8 protein-coding genes are annotated in these 14878 nt (G+C 73.4%); 3 read left to right on the forward strand and 5 right to left on the reverse strand.

Annotated features, from left to right (window positions below; genetic code table 11):
• Together G446_RS17150 and G446_RS17155 are read left to right on the forward strand one after the other, a co-directional pair.
• Positions 1-257 (forward strand): transposase family protein (locus G446_RS17150; protein ID WP_034469950.1); only part of this gene is annotated, 257 nt, incomplete at its 5' end.
• Positions 258-397: 140 nt separating this feature from the next.
• On the forward strand, positions 398-1768 hold the full coding sequence (locus G446_RS17155; protein WP_084779136.1) for an AAA family ATPase: 1371 nt from the start codon (positions 398-400) through the stop codon (positions 1766-1768).
• Between the two features lie 540 nt (positions 1769-2308).
• Here the strand turns inward: G446_RS17155 and G446_RS0109420 are convergent.
• The 5 genes from G446_RS0109420 to G446_RS0109440 form a co-directional block, all read right to left on the reverse strand.
• Positions 2309-3634, reverse strand: coding sequence for a glycoside hydrolase family 1 protein (locus G446_RS0109420; protein ID WP_026409956.1), 1326 nt, complete (start codon positions 3632-3634; stop codon positions 2309-2311).
• A gap of 168 nt (positions 3635-3802) precedes the next feature.
• Positions 3803-5650, reverse strand: a complete 1848-nt coding sequence (locus G446_RS0109425; protein WP_026409957.1) for a CocE/NonD family hydrolase — start codon at positions 5648-5650, stop codon at positions 3803-3805.
• Between the two features lie 205 nt (positions 5651-5855).
• Positions 5856-8693: a family 78 glycoside hydrolase catalytic domain gene (locus tag G446_RS0109430; RefSeq protein WP_026409958.1), complete on the reverse strand. Its 2838-nt coding sequence runs from the start codon at positions 8691-8693 to the stop codon at positions 5856-5858.
• 700 nt (positions 8694-9393) lie between these two features.
• Positions 9394-12408 carry a family 78 glycoside hydrolase catalytic domain gene (locus G446_RS17160; protein WP_084779140.1) on the reverse strand — a complete coding sequence of 1005 codons (3015 nt, stop codon included), beginning with the start codon at positions 12406-12408 and terminating at the stop codon, positions 9394-9396.
• Between the two features lie 258 nt (positions 12409-12666).
• Positions 12667-13299, reverse strand: coding sequence for a TetR/AcrR family transcriptional regulator (locus G446_RS0109440; protein WP_245574656.1), 633 nt, complete (start codon positions 13297-13299; stop codon positions 12667-12669).
• A 207-nt stretch (positions 13300-13506) separates the two neighbouring features.
• On the opposite strand from G446_RS0109440, the gene G446_RS0109445 reads away from it, so the two are divergent.
• The gene (locus G446_RS0109445) at positions 13507-14862 is read left to right on the forward strand and encodes an MFS transporter (protein ID WP_026409960.1); all 1356 of its coding nucleotides are present in this window, start codon (positions 13507-13509) and stop codon (positions 14860-14862) included.
• Positions 14863-14878 lie beyond the last annotated feature (16 nt).

Here is a 14878-nt window from a genome sequence, read left to right on the forward strand (position 1 = left end):
TGGGGATGCCGGTGCTGGCCGACAAGGGGTACCAGGGGGCGGGGATCGGCGTGCTGACCCCCACGAAGAACCCCTGCCCGACACCGGACGAGGAGACCCGCAACAACCTGCTGTCCGCCATGCGGGCCCCGGCCGAGAGGGCCAATGCCATGTTCAAGCACTTCAGGGCCCTGCAACGAGTCTCCCTCGACCCCGCCGCCATCACCACGATCATGGCCGCCGCCCTCGTCATCATCACCCTCTGGCGCGATTCCTGACACGAACCCTGGTGAGAAAGGCTCAATGGGCCGCACTTTTGCGCGAGCAGTCTGAATAGGTCGCAATTAATTTTCACATGCTCGGCCAGTGGAATCGTCCGCAGCCTCGACGGAGAGGGGTATTGGGGTAGGTTATCGGTATGGTGATAGCGCGATTGACGGAAGTCAGGCTCCTCCGTTTCAAGTCCTTTCGCGGAGCGACGGTCCCTCTCGGGGGTCTGACGATCCTGACTGGGCGCAATTCGAGTGGCAAGTCGAATGTTCTCGATGCGATCGGGGTGCTGTCACGAATCTCCGGCGGAGAACCTCTCGGCGATGCCCTCGACGGCGGACGCCGAGAGGGCGGTCCGGTGCGCGGCGGCTCGCGCGGGTGTGCCCCTTACGGGGAGACCTCATTCAAAATCGGGTGCCGGATCGAAATCGGCGGCGACGGGACCGTCCTGGACTACGATGTCGAGATCGGGGTGGATCCGACTCTGAATATCCTAGACGAGAGGCTCGCGCAAACCGGCGCCGGGGAGGAGAAGATCTGGTTCGAGGTCAAGCGTGCGAGTCGGGAGAGCCTGGAGGTATCCTACAGAAGCGGCGTGAACGGATCCAGCCGGTTAGTTGCGATGCGCAACGACCGGAGTGTTCTGGGGCAGATCGGGACCGCACTGATTGTCGAGACGGCAACCGTTCGGCAACTGGTCGGACGTGCGATGACGGTGGCGGACGCGCTGGCCAACACCTTCGACCTGGATCCCGCGCCGCAGTTGATGCGGAATTATGTCCCGCCGGGGGAGTACCGGCTGAGAAGGAACGGCGAGAATCTGGCCGCCACCGTTCTTCATCTTCGGACTGCGGATCCGGGGCGGTTCCAGGATCTGGAGGACATGGTGCGCATCGTCTCGGATTGCAATGTGGAATCCCTCGATTTTTCCCGGACCGATGAGGGTCGGGTCATGCTTGCTCTTGACGAGGGGAGGGGAAGACGCACTACGGCCAGGCTCATGAGTGACGGGATCCTGCGTTTCAGCGCGGTGACCACGGCCCTGATGACGGCGTCGACATCGCTTGATATCGGTGGATCCGGTCCGGCCAGTCCCGCGTTCGATGCACCCGCCCCCGGAGTCGTGCTCGCGATCGAGGAGATCGAGAACGGACTCCACCCCTCTCACGCGGCGCGTCTGCTCGACCTAGTCGAAAGCGTCTCCCGGCAGCCGGGCGTTTCGGTGCTGCTGACGACGCACAGTCCGGCCCTCCTCGACGCAATCGATGGAAAGGCGATCCGTGATGTTCTCGTGTGTTATGGCGGTCGAGTCTCCCCCCCTGATCGATATGCCGGGGTACGCGACGGCAATGGCCGGAGGAGGTCTCGGGCGCGTGGTGAGCCAGGGCGGCCTCGTATCAGCCGGGACTCAGGGCGCCGACGACTACTCCGGGTTCCTGCACCTGATCGGGGCGGAATCATGAACGTCTGGTTCATCGATACTTCTGTTCTCGATCAGATAATGAGCCTTTCTCACTAGAAGCGGCGTCCCAGAGGCTGGAATCGGTGCGGCGGAGCCTGATTCCCGGTGTGGTCCTGGCGGAGGGCCGCTCCCGGGTGATGCGGTTCCTCTTGGGTCGTGCGGGGGTGTTGCACATTCGAGGGCGGCGCCTCCGCGGGCGGATTCCGAGTTTTCCGCATGATTCCGCACCCTTACTAGAACGTCGGTTTCCAGTGGAAGGGCTCCCATGTGCACAGGAACCCGCCCTGCACATGGGAGAATTTCAACGGCGTTGAGCGCCGAGGCGTTTCCGCATGATTCCACCGATCCGCCGCCAACCGATCCCGGTCGAATGTGCAACACCGCCCCGACCGGTCCCAACAGCGTATCCGGGCCCGACGACACCACCCCGACACCGCGGACACGACGCCGTCCCGCGCCCGTCCTCCCGCGCCATAGCGCCGGTCCTAGACCCCGCACCACCACTCCTGGTGAGAAAGGCTCAATCCCGGTTCCGCCGGTCTCGCGTGTCTTTTCCGCCGGTTTCGGTGAAGGGGCGGGCGGCGGGTGGCGGCGGGTTCAGGCCTGCGGCTCCAGCGAGGCGGCGTTCTCCGCGGCGACGCCCCCCAGCCAGGCCAGCGAGGGCTTGGGGGCGCGCTCGAAGTCGTGGGCGCGGTCGACGGCGATGAGGCCGAAGGTCGGTTCCCAGCGGCCCCACTCGTAGTTGTCGAGCAGGGACCAGTGGCAGTAGCCGCGCACGTCGACGCCGTCGGCCGCGGCCGCGACGAGGCCGCGCAGGGCCTCGCGGGTGTAGGCGATGCGGCGGGCGTCGTCGGCGGTGGCGATGCCGTTCTCGGTGACGACCATGGGCTTGCGGTAGCGCTCCCAGTAGCGGCGCAGGTTGATGGCCAGGGCGTCGGGGCGGTAGGCCCACCCGGTGAGGGTGTTGTCGGGGGAGTCGGGGTGGGGCACGGGGCCGTCTGCGTCGACCGGCTGGGAGGTGTAGGACTGCACGCCGATGAAGTCGTCCTGCTCGCAGGCGTCGAGGTAGACGCCCTCCCACTGGCGGAAGACGCGCTCCCAGACCTCCTCGTTGCCGGGCGTGGGCGTGAAGGCCTGGCCGGCGGGCGACCATCCGATCCTGGCGCCCGGCACCCGATCGCGCAGCACCTTCCTGGCGGCCTCGTGCATGGCGATAATGGGGGCGGCCATCTCCGGGGGAGGGGCGGGCAGCGCGGGACGGGCATCGGCGGACCCGTCATCGTCCCCGGTCTCGGCCCCGTCGCCGACCCCGTCGCCGTTCCCGGGCCCGTCGTCCTTCTCATCGTCGCCCGCGGGCCGGGCGATCCCGTCCCCGGCCGCCTGCCGGGAGTGCTCGGCGTCCTGGGCGGCCAGCGTCATGAGGCCGAACAGGGCGAGTATGTTGGGCTCGTTGATGGTGATGATCCAGGGCACGTCGTGGAGGATCTCGCTGACGCAGTCGACGTAGCGGGCGAAGAGCCCGGGCGTGCGGGGCCCCGCAATGCCGCCCTCGGCGGCGAGCCAGGCCGGGGAGGTGAAGTGGTGGAGCGTCACCAGCGGGGTGAGGCCGTGCTCGTGGCAGGCGTCGATCATGTCGCGGTAGTGGAGGAGCTCGGCGCGGGAGAAGCGGCCCTTGACCGGCTCGATGCGGGCCCACTCGATGGAGAAGCGGTAGGCGTTCAGCCCTCCCTCGGCCGCCAGGCGGACGTCCTCGCGGTAGCGGTGGTAGGAGTCGCAGGCGTCGCCGGAGCGCTCCTGGAACATCGGGTTGCCCGGACCGGCCGCGTTCTCGGCGGCCCAGAAGTCCGAGGCGAGGTTGTTGCCCTCGATCTGATGGGCGGCCGTGGAGGCTCCCCAGAGGAAATCTTCGCGCAGGATGGTCATGGTTCGGCCTCTTTCGTTGTCGAAGGTCTCGGGTGAATCGTCTCAGGTCCTGGTGGCGGGGAGCAGGGGTGGGCGAAGCGCAGCGGCGGCTTGGCGGGCAGCTCGGGTCCCGGCGGCGGGGCGGGGGGCCGACCCCGGCGCCGGGGAGCGGGGCCGCCCCCGGCGCCGCTACGACCGGTCCCGGCTGAGGACGGCGAGGTCGACCAGGGGCAGGAGCAGCGCGCTCGGGCGGGCGGCGTCGTGGTGCACGGTGATCTCCACCGGCGCCCCGCCCGCCGGATCGGCCACGTCGTAGCGCGGCCAGCACGAGCCCGCCAGGTCCAGGCGGAGGCGGTGCCCGGCGGGCACGTGCACGCCGGTGGCCCACATGTCCACCTCCACCTCGACCGCCACGCCCGGGGTCAACGGGTCGCGCCGGTCCGTCCCGCGTCGGGCGGACAGGCGCAGCACGCCGTCGGTGAGCAGGACGGAGGCGCCGTCGGGCAGGACCTCGGTGAGGGCGGCGTGCAGGTGCGCGTCGACGGCGTCGGCGCTCACCCAGGCGCGCAGCCGCACCGGCCCCAGGACGGTGACCGGCTCGGCCAGGGGCGGTCCGGTGAACACGGCGACGTCGTCGCGCGCCTCGACGCCGCGCTGATCGTGCGGCCCGGCGCTCTCCGGCGGGCCCATGAGCATCTGGCCGCCCTGCGTGGGGACGGGGTCGGCGGGGTCGTGGGTCCAGGATGTGGCGCCGACGGCGGCCCCCGCCTCGTCGGGCGCGAGCAGGGCGCCGCCGTCGGCGAGCCTCCAGGCCGTCTCCTCGGCGTCCGGTGCCGGCCAGGCGGGCAGGTCGATCCAGCGCCCGGCCCCCATGATGTAGACGCGCACCGGGTCGCGGGGCAGGCGCGCGGCGGCCGCCCCGTCCCCCAGGGCCGCCCTCCAGAAGTCGACCGTGAGCTCGCCCAGCCCCGACTCCCGCGTGCCGCCGCCGGGGAAGGAGCGCCCGGCCAGGTGCCCGTCGAAGGCCAGGTGCGTCCACGGGCCGATGACCAGGCGCTGGCCCGCCCCGGCCGGGCCGTCGGCCATGGCGCGGTAGTTGCGCAGGGTGCCGCCCAGGAACAGGTCGTACCAGCCGGCGACGTGGAGCGCGGGCACGTCCAGGGCGGCCAGGGCCCGCCAGGGGTAGGCGATCGACTCCCAGTGGGCGTCGTGCAGCGGGTGGGCGAGCCAGTCGGCCACGTGGCCGCCGGCCGTGTGCGCCCGCGCCAGCCTGCGGGCGGCCTCCGCCATGCCCACGCGCGCCAGGAAGGGCGTGAAGTCCTCCATCGGCTCGGGCAGGAGCTCCTGGGGCGCGTCCTCCCGCCCGTCGCGCGCCAGTCCCGCGCGCACCTGCTGGCGCGCCCACTCGTAGACGGGGCCGGCCATGAGCACGCCCCCGCGCATGGCCAGGTCCTCGTCGTAGGTGGAGGGGGCGACCCAGGCGGTCATCGCCGCCAGGTGCTCGGTGGAGGCCAGGGCCGCGGTGAACTGGGTGGTGGTCAGGTAGGAGTTGCCGAAGGTGATGACGCGCCCGTCGCACCAGGGCAGGTCGGCCAGGGCCCGGCGCGCGGCCACGCCGTCGGAGGCCTCATCGGCGTGGAAGCGGAAGTCGCCGTCGGAGATGTCCGTGCCGCGGCAGGCCTGGGCGACGACGGCGAAGCCCTCCTCGACGGCCCGGTCCAGGCCCACCGCCGTCTGCATCCCCAGGCAGGCCGCCATGAGGCCGGGCGCGGCGGGATCCTCGCCCAGGTCCTGGGCGATCATGGGGCGCCAGGACCCGAAGTAGGGGCAGCGGGTCAGCAGGACCGGGTGGGCGGCGCCGTCGTCGGGGCGCACGACGTCGGCCCGCAGGATCGTGCCGTCGGGCATCGGGATCGGCAGGATCTCGTGGGCGGCGCGCGAGGCGGCTCCGCCCGGCTCGGGCATCAGGAGCTCCTGGTGCAGCTGCCCGGGGCTCTCGGGCGGGGCGGCGTCGGCGGCGTCAGCGGTGTCGGTCATGTCGGGCTCCTTGCGCTTCTGGGCGGCCACTGTGCTCGAGGGTACGGGTCCGGGCCGGTCCCGGCGGCCGTTTCGAACGGGAGCCCGTCCGGGGCGCCGCGCGGGACGGGCGGACCGGTCCCGGGGTGGGGGCCGGATTGCTGCGAGGCGACGGCGGACCGGTCCCGGGGGCCGGACCGGCCGATCCGGCCCCCGCCGGCGGGCCTCAGCCCACCAGGTGGTGGCGGCCGTGGCCCAGCTCCACCGGCGCCGTCGAGCCCGGCAGCCTCACCCGGGCCCTGGCGCCCACGGGGACGACGACGTCGAGCTCGAGGCGCCCGCCCCCGCCCAGGCGCCACGCCGAGGCGGCCCAGCCGTAGGGGGTGCGGTGGACCGACTCGGCCGAGCTCAGCCCGCCGCCGGGCACCGGGGCGACCTCGATGACCCGGTAGCCGGGCTCGGCGGGCGCCAGCCCCCCGACCGTCCGCTCCAGCCAGGCGGCCACGGCCCCCAGGGCGTAGTGGTTGAAGCTCGTCATGCCGCCGGGGTTGATCGAGCCGTCCGGCAGCATGGAGTCCCAGCGCTCCCACGTCGTCGTCGCCCCCATGGCGACGGCGTAGAGCCAGGAGGGGCAGGAGGTCTCCAGCAGGAGGCGGTAGGCGGCGTCGGCGTGGCCCGTGTCCGACAGGGCGCCGGTGAGCACCGGCGTGCCCGCGAAGCCCGTGGCGACGTTCCCGCCCGAGGCCTCCACCAGGGCGGCCAGGTGCTCCCCGGCGCGCTCGCGGTTGTGCGCCGAGCCGGTCAGGTCGAAGGCGATGGCCAGCGCGTAGGCGCACTGCGTGTGCGAGGTCATCCGGCCCTCGCCGTCGGTGTAGCGGGCGCGGAAGCCCTCGCCGACGGCGTCGGCCAGGTCCCCGTAGCGCCGGGCGTCGTCGTCCCGGCCCAGGACCGCCGCCCACTGCGAGACGATCCGGGCGGAGCGGGCGAAGAAGGCGGTGGCCACCAGGTGGGGGTCGGTCATGGCCTGGAGGGGGTTGTCCGGCGGGGCGCTCGGGTCGAGCCAGTCGCCCAGCTGCATCCCCGAGTCCCACACGTGGTCCTCGGCCGTCAGCGAGTCCACCAGGTCCACCCAGGCCCTGGCGGAGTCGTACTGCCGCTCCAGGAGGCCCGCGTCGCCGGTGGCGCGGAACAGCTCCCAGGGGACCACGGCCGCGGCGTCGCCCCACACGGCCGCCGGCTCGGGCGGGGTCCAGAAGCCGCCGGGGATGACCGGCGCGTACCACGGGACCGTGCCGTGGGCCCTCTGCTCGATGGCCAGGTCGGTCAGCCACGAGCCGAGCAGCCCGGCGCAGTCGTAGTGGAAGGCGGCGGCGGGGGCGAAGGCCTGGATGTCGCCGGTCCAGCCCAGGCGCTCGTCGCGCTGGGGGCAGTCGGTGGGCAGGGCGACGAAGTTGTCGCGCATGGACCACCGGGAGTTCTCGTGCAGGCGGGTGACCCGCTCGTCCGAGCAGGCGAAGGCCCCCAGGCGCTCCATCTGCGTGTGGATGACGACGGCGAGGACGGCCCCGTCCTCGATGGCCGCCTTGGCGGCCGCGGCCCCGCCGGGCCAGCCGGTGACGTCGGCGTAGCGGAAGCCGTGGATGGCGAAGGCCGGCTCCCACTCCTCGACGCCGCCGCCGGCCAGGGTGTAGGTGTCGGTGGCCTGGGCCTCGCGCAGGGTGCGCATGCCCAGGACCCCGTCGTCGAGGACCTCGGCGTGGCGCAGGGTGATCGTCCGCCCGGCCGGCCCGCTCACGCGGATGCGCAGGCGGCCGGAGATGTTCTGGCCGAAGTCGATGAGGACCCGCTCGGGGGACAGCTCCGCCTCGCCCCCGCCCAGGGGCAGGACCCGCCGCTCCTGGACGCTCACCTCGACGGGCCTGAGAGTCTCCACGGCGCGCACGGGGGCGTCGGTGGGCATGACCAGGCGCTCGGCGTCGGAGGCGCCGACCTCGACCGGCAGCCAGGAGGAGTCGTCGAAGCCGGGGCGCGACCACCCGGGGGCGACCCGGCGGGCGTCGACCTTCTCGCCGTCGTACAGGTCGGTGAACAGGATCTCGCCGACGCCGGCCCTCCAGTCCGCGTCCGTGGCGATGAGGCTGCGGCTGCCGTCGTCGTGGGTGACCTCGAGCTGGACGACGGCGGCGATGTCCTCGCCGTAGAGGTTGCGGTAGCCGCCGTCGAAGCCGATGTGACCGCGGTACCAGCCGTCGGCGAGCTGGGCGCCCAGCGCGTGCGCGCCGGTGCCGTCGCCGGAGGCGGTCAGCAGGTCGGTGACGTCGTAGGTCCGGGCGATCAGCCGCTCGCCGTAGACGGTCCATCCGGGCACGAGCTCGTCGGCGCCGATGCGCCGCCCGTCGATCTCGGCGCGGATGAGGCCGTGGGCGCTGATGTAGGCGCGGGCGGCGACGACGGGGCGGGGCAGGTCGAACTCGGTGCGCACGCGCGGCGGGCGGCGGTCGGCCAGCGGGTTCTCCGGCCAGGACGGGCCCACGGGCAGGGCCCGCCAGTCGGCCGGGTCCAGGAGCCCGACCTCGTAGGCGATGGGCTCGGACCAGCCGGTGTCGGCGGGGGAGGCGGTGGCGGGGGAGTCGGCCTCGGCGGTGGTGCCGGCGGCGTCGGAGTCGGTGCCGGCGGCGGCGTCGGGAGTCTCGGATGAGCGGCCGGTCACGCGCACCCGCAGGACCACGCGGTCGCGGGAGGCCAGGGGCGGGGCGGGCCAGGGCGCGAGCACGCCGTCGGCCGCCTCAAGGGGGAGGATTTCGGGCTCGCCCAGGGGGGTGCCGGCGGCGTCGGTGCGGGTGATCTCCAGGTCCGCGCCGGTGGGCGCCCAGCCGGCCGGGGCGGAGGCGATCTCCCAGGACAGGCGGGGGGCGGGGTGGGCGCCGCCCAGGACGTCGCCGGGCAGGTACTGCTCGATCTTGAGATGGGTGGGGGCGGCGAGATCGCCCAGGGGATCGGCCAGGCCGCCGGCGGTGATCTCGGGCTCGGGGACGGTGGGGCGGATGGTCGTGAGGGGCGGCATGAGGACTCCGGTCGTTCGTCGTTGAAACGAATCAATAGTAGGTTCCCGAGGCGCGCGAGGTCAATGATCGGAGGAGCCGGCTGCCCGCTCGCCTCGTCGTCATGGGCGGGCCCTGATCGTCAACGGCCGGGGCGCGCTGCCCCCGCGGTTCCCGCCTGCGAGCCGGTCGGGGCGGATCCCGCCGGAGGCCTTGACGCCCAGGCGGGCGGCTGCCGCACGCGAGTCGGTCAGGGGCGTCCGCCGCGGCCGCCGTCCGGCCCGCGGCGGCGCGAGTTGTCCAAATCTGTTGCAAAGGCCCGGATCGAGTCGCGGTGCCGGAGGAGGATCGTTGATATTCCGCGCTTCTTCTCGGGGCCGATCCCGGTCCGGGGCGCCTTTGCAACAGATTTGGACAACTGCCCGCCCCGGATCGTCCCAGGAGTCCCATGCGCACCACCGTGCGGGCGCCCCTGCGGCGGCGAGCCCGGATGAGGACGGCGGGAGACCCTGCGGGGCGGAGCGATCCCCCCGGGGCGCCATATTCCCGCTTCGGACGGGCCCGCAGGGGCCGGCGCACGGGTTTGATGAGACGCATGGGGCGCCCGGGACTCGGCCCTCCCGGCCGATTCTCGCGAGCGCGCAGGTTTCCAGTCGAACGCGCGGCTGGGAGGTGCGCGTTCGACTGGAAACCTGCGCGCTCGCGAAGGAGCAGCGGGACGGGTCAGCCGCGCTGGGCGGCGGGCGGGGCGGGGGCCGCGGGCGCGACCTCGGCGATGACCGCCTCCAGAGCGGAGGCCGCCTCCTCCATGTCGGGGATGAAGCCGTACATGGTGGCGGCCCCCGGGATCACCCTCGCCGTGGTGTCCAGTTCGTGGGTGAGGAAGCCCGCGAGCGCGCGGGCCGGGTCCTCGGCGTAGACGGGGTGCTTGCCGGCGACGGCGTCCACGACCCGGATCCAGGCGGCCTCGTCGTCGATGAGGTCGCGCACCGTGAGGATCTCGCCGCCCCCGCCGGGCCGTGCGCCGCCCTCGCCCGCCCCGGCGGCGCCGGACGCCTCGCTCGGCACCGTCACGGCGCGCTCGTGCAAGCCGTGCCCGACGGTCTCGGGCGCAGCGCCGGGCAGCACCAGTTCGGCGGTGGCGCCCACGGGCACCCGCGCGCTCACGCGCAGCCGGTCGCCGTCGAGCTCCCAGGCGACGCGGGCGACCCCCAGCGGCAGGCGCCGCACGACGCCCGCCGAGGTGAAGCCGTGGCCGACCTGCGGGGCCACGCGCAGCGCCGCGCCCCCGGGGGCGGCCAGGTCCAGGCCCGCCAGGTCGGAGATGAGCCACTGGGTGACCGCGCCCAGCGCGTAGTGGTTGAAGCTCGTCATCTCGCCGGGGTTGATGGAGCCGTCGGGGAGCATGGAGTCCCAGCGCTCCCAGATGGTCGTGGCCCCCATGGTGACGGGGTAGAGCCAGCTCGGGCAGCCCCTCTCCAGCACCAGGCGCGCCGCCGTGGCCGCTTGCCCGCCCTTGACCAGGGCCGCCGGAACCAGCGGCGTGCCCACGAACCCGGTGGAGATGCGGAAGGAGCGCAGGCGCACCAGGTCCGCCAGCCGCCGCCCGGCGCCTGCCACGCGCCGGGGCGTGTCCAGCAGGTCCCAGGCCAGGGCCTGGGCGTAGACGGTCGCGCAGTCGGAGAGGATGAGTCCGTCGGCGGTGACGTAGGCGTCCAGGTAGGCGGCGCGCACGGCGGCGGCCAGGGCCTCGTAGCGGGCGGCGCGCTCGGTCTGGCCCAGGATCGCGCAGGCGCGCGCGGTGATGCCGGCGCTGCGGGCGAAGTAGGCGGTGGCCACGACGTCGGGGTCCGCCTTGGCGGCCCCCGGGTTCTGCGGCGGGGCGTCGGGGTCGAGCCAGTCGCCGAACTGGAAGCCGCCGCGCCACAGCCGCGAGGGCCCGGCGGCGCGCTCCACGCCGTCGACGAAGCGGGCCATGGCGTCCACGGACGCGGCCAGCACCGCCGCATCGCCGCTCGCCTCGTAGACGGCCCAGGGCACCAGCGCAACGGCGTCGCCCCAGGCGCACGTCAGGCGCGTGCCGCCCAGCACGTCGGGGATCACCACCGGCACGGCGCCGTCGGGCGTCTGGGCGGCGGCCAGGTCCGTCGTCCACGAGGCCAGGAAGGCGGCGGCGTCGTACAGGGACAGGGCAGTGGGCGCGAAGACGCCGATGTCGCCGGTCCAGCCCAGGCGCTCGTCGCGCTGGGGGCAGTCGGTGGGCACGGTGATGAAGTTGTCGATGGTGGACCACCGGGTGTTCTCCACCAGCCTGGCGACCGGCTCGCTGGAGCAGTCGAACCAGGCGGCGCGCTCCATGCCCGCCGAGACGACCCGGGCGGCGGCCGCGGCCAGGAGGGTGTCGTCGTCGCCGGGGAAGCCGTCGACCTCCACGTAGCGGAAGCCGTGCTGGGTCAGGGTGGGGGCGAAGACGTCGTCGCCGCCGGACAGGATGGCCCGGTCGGTCGCCTCGGCGCGGCGCAGGGGGCGGGTGCCCAGTTCGCCGTCCTCCAGCACCTCGGCGTGGCGCAGCGTGACGACGGCGCCCGCCTGCCCCCGCACGGCCAGGCGGACGTGGCCGGTCAGGTTCTGGCCGAAGTCGAGGATCCGCCCGCCCGAGGGCGTGGTCACGACTTCGACGGGCGCGACCTGGCCGATGACGGTGGGCAGCGGCAGCACGGTGGGCTCCAGGGCCGCCCCGGGCAGGGGCAGGACCTCCACGGGCGCCTCGGCGCCGGCCTCGCCGAGCGCGGGCAGGCGCAGGTCCGTGGACTGACCGTTGTACAGGTCGTTGGCGGTGACGTTGGAGGGGCGCCAGGCCCAGGTCCCGTCCGTGGCGACGACGTCGGTGCCGCCCTCGCCGGTCAGCTCGAGTTGGGCCAGCAGCCACAGGGCCCGGCCGTAGACGCACTCGCGCATCTGCCAGGTCAGGTGCCCGCGGTACCAGCCGTTGCCCAGCACGACGGCGATCTCGTGCTCGCCGGGAGGCAGGGCGGCGGTGACGTCGTGGGTCTGGACCAGGAGGCGGTCGGCGTACTGGGTCCAGCCGGGGGCGAGCTCGTGGCGGCCGACCTTGACGCCGTCGATGAACGCCTCGTAGACGCCCGCCGCGGTCAGGTGCAGGCGGGCGGCGGAGACGCCGGCGGGGACGGTGAGGCGGCGCACGAGGACGGGGGCGGCGTCGGTGCGCGCGTTGCCGGGGGCGGCGATGGGGCGCGCGGTCCAGTCCGAGCGCTCCAGCAGACCGGTCTCGACGACGGCGGGGGCGGACCAGGGGGAGAGGACTCCGTCGGGTCCGGCGACCCGCACGCGCCAGGCGGCGCGCTCGCGGGAGGCGAGAGGGGCGGACGGCCAGGGGCGGAAGAGCTGGGAGGGGCCGTCGAGGGCGACGGTCTCGGTGGTGGTAGCGCCGGCGAGGGGGCCGCGGGTGATCTCGACCTCGGCGCGCGCCTGCGTCCAGCCCGCCGGGGCGGCGGGGACCTCCCAGGACAGAGCGGGCGCGGGGCCGGTGCCGCCGAGCACGTCGGCGCCGGCGCGGTGGTGGTCGGCGCGCAGGCGGGCGGGCGCGGCCAGCGGGCCGACGGGGTCGGCCGGGGGCGGGGGCGCGGCGTCGAGGAGGGTGTCGGGGTCGGCGGGGCCTGCAAAGGGGCCGGCGGCGGGGTCGGATACGGGGGCGCGGTCGGGCGCGTGAGCGGGCATGGAGGTCTCCGGATCGTCATTGAACCGTTTCATAAACGGGTTGCTCTCAGGCTACGATCACTTCGGCCGTGGCGTCAACGGGTGACGGCGGGCGGACAGGCCCTCGGCGCCCCGCCTCGATCGGGCGCCCCGCGGGCGCGGGGGCTTCGGTGGGTTGGGGGATGGGCGGGAGTAAAGCGAAAGGGGCGCCCCGCGGGCGCGGGGGCTTCGGGCCACGGGGGTCGGCCGCGACTCGGCGGGCCCGAGCCGGCCGGGGCGTCAGCGCGCCCGGAGCTGCTCGACGAGGGCGCGCACGACGGCGGCCATGTCGATGCCCCGGTCTAGGAGCCATTCGCTCTGGAGCCCCTCGATGAGGCAGGCCAGGTGCGTCGTCGTCAGATCGAGGTCGAGGTCCGCCCGGAGGCGGCCGGCCGCCCGCTCGGCGTCCAGATCGGCCCGCAGCCGGGAGCGGAAGCGGCGGGAGAGCCCGACGGCGTAGTCGTGGGCGGGGTGGTCGGGGTTGACGGCCTCGGCGCGCAGCACGGCGTCGAGCTGGATGAGGCCCGGAATGGCGGCGTTGTGCTCCATGATGAGCGGGAGGGCGTCGAGCAGGCCGCGCTCGGCGACCAGCGCGGCGCGCCATCCGGCCTCCGTCTCCTCGCGGCGGGCCAGGACGGCCTGGAGGACGGCGTCCTTCGTGCCGAAGTGGTGGCGCAGGAGGGTGTGGCTGACCCCGACGGCCTCGGCGATCTGCCGCATGGACAGGTTGTGGAAGCCCCGGGTGGCGAAGACGGTCATGGCCTCGTCGACGATGGCGGCCCGCCGCCGCTCGCCGTTGGCGTAGCGGGTGCGCCCGTCGGGCGGGGCGACGGCGCCGGCCGGGCAGGAGTCGGGGCGGTCCTCGTTCGGCACGGTCTGCCGCCCCCTCCCGGCGTCGTCGGTTGCGATTCCGAGGTCAGCCTACCGGGGGAGAAGGGTCGACGGCGATTGTCTAAGTGATATAGATCTCTTCCAATCTGGATAATGTTTTCGGTACAGTGAACCGTGTCAACAGGTTCGGGCGCTTCCGCCCGGCCGCCGCCGTCGGCGCTGACGCCGACCTCATCTCAAGGACGAACGATGAGCAACCCCACCGACACCCGGCTCCGGGACGAAGACGAGCCGTCCGCGATCGCGGCGGGCGAGAGCCCCGGGCGCGACGAGATCGCGGCCGGCGAGCCCGGGACAGGCGAGCCCGAGGACGACACCGAGGCCATCACCCGCACCTACGGCAAGCCCTCGCGCACCATCCCGCTGGTCCTCCTGGCCGCCGTGGGCGGCTACATCATGATGCTCACCCTGGGCACGGCCCTCCAGCTGCGCCTGTCCGCCATGAACGAGGCCACCGCCACCACCGTCTACTCGCGCATCACCTCCGTGTCGGGCATCCTCATGCTCGTCGCCATTCCGCTGATCGGGGCCCTGTCCGACCGCACCACCAGCCGCTTCGGGCGTCGCCGTCCCTGGATCCTCGGCGGCTATCTCGTCAGCCTCGTCTGCATGGCCACTATCGGCACCATGACGAACCACATCGTCATCGGCATCGCCTACGTCGTGGGCATCACCGCGGCTCAGGCGGGCTTCAACGCCTACGCCGTCATCCCCGTCGAGGGCGTGCCCAACAGGATGCGGGCCCGGGTCATGGGCTTCATGGGCATGATGGGTGCGCTCGCCATGAGCGCCGGCGCGGCTATCGCCGGCCGGCTCGTCGGCACGCCCGCCCTCATGATGACCGTGCCCGTCCTGCTGGCCCTGGCCACCACCTTCCCGCTCATCCTGCTCTACAAGGACCCTCAGCGCGACAAGGCCGACGTCCCGGCCCTGGACCTGGGCGGCCTGTTCGCCGGCTTCTTCGTCAACCCCCGCAAGCACCCGAACTTCGGGTGGGTCTGGCTCTCCCGCTTCCTGGCCGGCATCGCCATGACCGCCTTCCTGTCCTTCTTCGTCCTCTACCTCATCACCAATCTCCACTTCACCCCGGCCGAGGCCGGGGCCAGGGCCAGCCTGCTCTCCCTGTACTCCGCGCCCGTGTCGATCGCCCTGTTCACCGGGTCGGGCTGGCTGTCCGACAAACTCGGCAGGCGCAAGCCCTTCGTCATCGGCTCGGCCCTCGTCATGGCGCTCGCCCTGATCATCGGCGGCCGGGCGGCCAGCTTCAACCAGTTCATCATCGCCTGGATGGTCTTCGCCGTCGGCCAGGCCATGTACCTCACCGTCGACCTGGCCCTGTGCGCCCAGGTCCTGCCCAACGAGGCGGACACCGGCAAGGACATGGCCGTCTTCGGCCTGGCCCTCAACCTGCCCACCATCCTCGTGCCCGCCGCGGCTCCCGCTATTCTGGGGGCGGGGAACAACTACACGCTTCTGTGGGGCATCGCGGCCGTCCTGTGCGCGCTGGGCGCCGTCGTCATCCCCCTGGTCAAGGGCGTGAAGTAGTCCGACGGCGGGACTC

The organism is Actinomyces dentalis DSM 19115, from assembly GCF_000429225.1.
In the GTDB taxonomy this organism is placed as follows: Bacteria; Actinomycetota; Actinomycetes; order Actinomycetales; family Actinomycetaceae; genus Actinomyces; species Actinomyces dentalis.